We start from the raw sequence: 4,176 nt of genomic DNA, 5'->3' as shown, positions 1-4,176 counted from the left end.
TGATCGTTACCCCGTTGCCGCGAAGGTGCGCCTCTGCCGTGTCGACGTCGTCGACCGTGAAGGCCAGGTGTCGAAGGCCGGCCTCGCTTTCGTCGCGCCTCGCCTGCGGGTTCCGGCCGCCGTAGTCGAACAGCTCAAGCCGGCCGCCACCGGGAACCTCGAAGTAGACAAGGGAGAACCCGTCGAACGGCACCGTCTCCTTCTGCTTCCAGCCCAGGATGCGCCCATAAAAGTCGGCGGACGCCTGCAGGTCCCGCGTATTGATCGACACGTGGTTGATGCCGCTTACCTTCATTTGCTGCCTGCTTTCCCGACCGTCTACTCCTGCCACAACCGGCGGTATTTCTCGAAGGCGAGGTTGAGGAATTCCGTCGGCTCCATCTGCCAGAGCTCCTCGGAGAACACTTCGATGTCGTACCATTTATCCCAACCTTGCTCCTTCAGCGCTTCAAGGATCTGGCGGACAGGAATGACCCCATCTCCCATCAGGACCCGGTCGTAGACAGATCTGTTCAGCTGCCTGAAATCACAGATGTGGCAGCCGACGATTCTCCCTTTTGTCCTCTTCAGGGTCTCCATGAGCCCAGGTTCATGCCAGATATGATAGACGTCGATGAACACGCCGAGGGCAGGGTGGTTGATCCTCTCAATGATGTCCATCGCATCAGAAAGCGTGAAGAGAAACGAGTCGTTCTTCAGTACATAGTGCAGTGGTTCAAGCCCAATTCTCACCTTGCTTTCGGCGGCGGTGCCGACCAGGTCGCGAAGGCTCCGCTCCAGCTGCCGGAAGGCTTCATTCTGGCCCAGGCCGTTGATGGGTCCGGTCATCGCCAGGACCGTATCAGCGCCCAGCCTCCCGGCAACGCGCAGCTTCTCCCGGTCGGCATCCCGTGCCGAGAGGTAGTCCCTTTCGCTCGCCTGGTTGAAGGGTCCGGCGTAGATGAGGTGTGTGACCTTGAGGGGCACCTCCTGCAGCAGATCATGTGTCCGCTCCACTCCGAAGTCACGCACCTGGTCGTACCAGAGGCCGATACCGTCGTACCCCGCCTTGTGAAACGCGCGGATTGCCTTCTCGATGTCTAGCTTCGTACTGATCAGATTCATGGAGACCAGCGGTCGTTGTGCGGTCATGGCAGTCACTCTCCTACTTTGAAAGGATTTCCCGCTGGGAGATCTCGGCGGACACGAACACCTTGATGAGATTCGGGTCCGTGCGTAGCTGATTCAGCGCGCTCTCCAGCTCCTCCACGGGCACGATCATGGAGAACATGCTCTCGGGCTTGATGTGGCCGGCGGCCAGGAGGGCGATGGCGTCCGTCCAGTCGGTTCCCACCCCGGCGCAGGAACCCACCACCGTCATCTCCCCCAGCACGAGGTCGAAGGGTTTCACCGGGATCTGGTCGTCGGGGGCGCAGATGCCGAAGGCGGCCAGCGTCCCGCCGGGACGCAGCATGGCGAACGCCTGCGTGTAGGTGGCGGGGGTTCCGACGGCCTCCACGACGAAGTCCGCGCCGCGGCCGTCGGTGAGTCTTTTCACCTCGGCCACCGGGTCCTTGCCATCCTGGATATTGATCGTTACGTCGACGCCCATGTCCTTCGCGATGGCGAGGCGCTTGGCGTTGTGGCCGATGACGATGACCGGCGCCGCTCCGCGCAGCCGCGCCAGCAGCCCGTGCAGCACGCCCAGGCCGCTGCCGATCACGGCCACCGAGCTTCCGTGCGTCACCTTCGCAGCTTTCGAGGAATGGATGACACAGGAGACCGGCTCGATGAATGCGCCGGCCAGGAAGCTCAAAGAGTCCGGCAGCTTGTGCACCTGGTCGAAGGGGGCCTTCACGTACTCGGCGTACGTGCCGTCCACGTGGATCCCCAGCTGATGGAAGTCGCGGCACATCAGCTTTTGGCCCTGGCGGCAGTAGAAGCAGATGCCGCACGACATGTTGATGTCGGCTGTGACCCTGTCTCCCTCCTTCAGCCCCCGGGCTTTCTTCCCGACCTGCGCGATGACACCCGAGAACTCGTGCCCCGCGATAAGGGGAAGCTTGTCCGCCGAGTACTTGCCTGTATAGATGCTCCAGTCGGTGCCGCAGATGCCGGTGTATTTCACCTTGATCAGGACGTCGGTGTCGCCGATCTCGGGAACGGGCACCTGCTTGATCGTGATCACGTTGGGCTTTTCGACGACAGCGGCCTTCATTGTCTTGGCCATGAGGTTCCCTCCTTTCGGTCCATCTCAGTTGAACAGGACGTCGTTCCGGCCTTCGTAGGGCTTCTCAATCATCAGTGGTTTCAAGTAGGCAATCGTCTTGGTGATGCCGTCGTGCCTGCTCATGGTCACATCCTCGTGCTCGTAGCTCATCACGTAGTCATAGCCGATCAGGGAGAGCTCGGTGATCACTTTCCTCCAGGGCACGGAACCCCATCCTGGGATCCTGAAGCGGAACCCGCGGCCAAGGCGCTGCCAGTCACCCTGCGGGATCACACCGGAACGCCCAACATTGTGCGAGACGATTTCACCATCCTTGGCGTGCACGTGGAAGATGTGCTGGCTGAGGGCATCAATGAAGTTTTCAACATCGAGTCCCAGATAAATGAGGTTGGCCGGGTCGAAGTTGAAGCCAAATTCCTTGCGACCATCCATCAGCTCGACAGCCCGCAGTGCCGTTTCCACATTATAGACAAGCTCGTTGGGGTGTGGCTCGTGAGCGAATTTGACGCCGTACTCGCCGAATTTGTCCAGGATCTTACTCCAGCGCTCGACAAATTCCGCTTCCATGTCCGACCAGCCCTTGGAATATGGCCAGGGGAAGAATCGGCCAAAGTTCTCGCAGCCGATGAATCCGGTCACCACCGGCACCTCAAGCGCATTGGCTGCCTGGGCGGTCTTGATCATACGCTCGGTACCAAACCTAATCTTCTCCTCCTTGGTGCCCTTGAATATCGCATCCGTATCCTTGCCGTAGGGTCCCAGAACTATCTGGCCTTCAGGATGATTCGCCAGTGCGGAGATGATCAATCCGTGGGAATTGACCTGATGCTTCAACTCGGCAGCCGCACTACCTTTGACGATGGTTTCGATATCCAGGTGAGGGTTGTTGGCAAAGGCGGGCATCTCGACTGCCTGGTAGCCCAGACCGGATGCCAGTTTCAACACCTCTTCCAACTTCAGATCAAGAAACGTTGCTGTGAATAGACCGAGTTTCATGCTAATCCCCTTTCATCAGGAGTGATTGGGTAGGAACAACAAAGGCCGAATCCTTTGAGAAGGGACTTGTCCAAGGTCGGCTACAATTCGATCGCGTGCAATGCTTCGCTGAGCCTGGACTGATATTCTGCGGCTAGAGCAAAGACGGGCAACAGCTTTTCGTATTTGCGGTTGTTCTCTGCATCCGGTTCGACGACCTCCTCGATCGTATGGACCGCATCGATTCGATCGAAGTCTGACCATACTCCACATCCGACTGCCGCAATGGCCGCCGCACCCAGAGCGCCGGCATCCTGATCGATATTGGTCTTGATGATGCGAGTATTGAACACATCCGCGAAGATCCCCAGATTGAACCGGCTCTTCGCTCCGCCGCCCACAAACAGAATCTCCTCGTCCAGCCGGGTGTATTTCCGCAGCAGGTCAAGGCGAAGGCGTAGATTCATAGCGATCCCTTCCATGGCAGAACGGATCAACTCGCCTTTTCCGTGTTTCAGATCGAGTCCGATATAGGCCCCGCGGATATGAACGCTGGAGTCTTGCGAAGTACCGCCCGCCAGGCTTGGGTTGAAGAGCAGCTTGTTCGAGCCTACTGGCGCCTTTTCAGCCTCGCGGTTCATCAGCACAAATGCATCCGTTCCTACTCTGTCGGCTTCTTCCATCAGCTCGCGGCATAGGTTGTCTCTTACCCAAGCGAAAGATGAGCCCGCGGAGAAGATGCTGACTGCCGAAGTGAAAGTGTTCGGTATCACGTGGGTGAAGACGTAGGGTTTGAACTGTTTGTCCAGCACCGGCTGTTCGGATGAAACTGCGATCCAGGAAGAGGAACCCAGTGAGGTATATACACGCCCGGCGCGGGTATTCTTAGCTCCCAACGCCATGCACGAATTGTCCACCCCACCACACACCACCTGTACCCCATCGCCTAATCCGAGAGTCTTGGCTATGTCTGGCGCGACCACGCCGAGAAT

The 4,176-nt window shown here is 58.6% G+C and carries 5 protein-coding genes; all 5 read right to left on the bottom strand.

Annotated features, from left to right (window positions below; translation table 11 throughout):
* On the bottom strand, positions 1–295 hold a 295-nt coding region (locus MUO23_01365; protein ID MCJ7511600.1), incomplete at its 3' end, for a VOC family protein.
* Between the two features lie 23 nt (positions 296–318).
* On the bottom strand, positions 319–1,131 hold the full coding sequence (locus tag MUO23_01360) for a sugar phosphate isomerase/epimerase (protein ID MCJ7511599.1): 813 nt from the start codon (positions 1,129–1,131) through the stop codon (positions 319–321).
* Between the two features lie 13 nt (positions 1,132–1,144).
* Entirely contained in the window at positions 1,145–2,209 is a 1,065-nt protein-coding gene (locus MUO23_01355) for an alcohol dehydrogenase catalytic domain-containing protein (protein MCJ7511598.1), read from the bottom strand.
* Between the two features lie 24 nt (positions 2,210–2,233).
* Positions 2,234–3,205 carry a sugar phosphate isomerase/epimerase gene (locus MUO23_01350; protein MCJ7511597.1) on the bottom strand — a complete coding sequence of 324 codons (972 nt, stop codon included), beginning with the start codon at positions 3,203–3,205 and terminating at the stop codon, positions 2,234–2,236.
* Positions 3,206–3,285: 80 nt separating this feature from the next.
* Positions 3,286–4,176, bottom strand: an 891-nt coding sequence (locus tag MUO23_01345) for an FGGY-family carbohydrate kinase (protein ID MCJ7511596.1), incomplete at its 5' end; no start/stop codon positions are given.

The organism is Anaerolineales bacterium (assembly GCA_022866145.1).
Lineage (GTDB): Bacteria > Chloroflexota > Anaerolineae > Anaerolineales > E44-bin32 > PFL42.
Note: the sequence above shows the minus strand (reverse complement) of the source record. Positions and strands in the feature narration are given on the sequence as shown.

What these genes read in the sequence shown, in the direction of transcription:
- MUO23_01360 (MCJ7511599.1), bottom strand. Translation starts at nt 1,131, where the DNA reads ATGACCGCACAACGACCGCTGGTCTCCATGAATCTGATCAGTACGAAG.
- MUO23_01355 (MCJ7511598.1), bottom strand. Translation starts at nt 2,209, where the DNA reads ATGGCCAAGACAATGAAGGCCGCTGTCGTCGAAAAGCCCAACGTGATC.
- MUO23_01350 (MCJ7511597.1), bottom strand. Translation starts at nt 3,205, where the DNA reads ATGAAACTCGGTCTATTCACAGCAACGTTTCTTGATCTGAAGTTGGAA.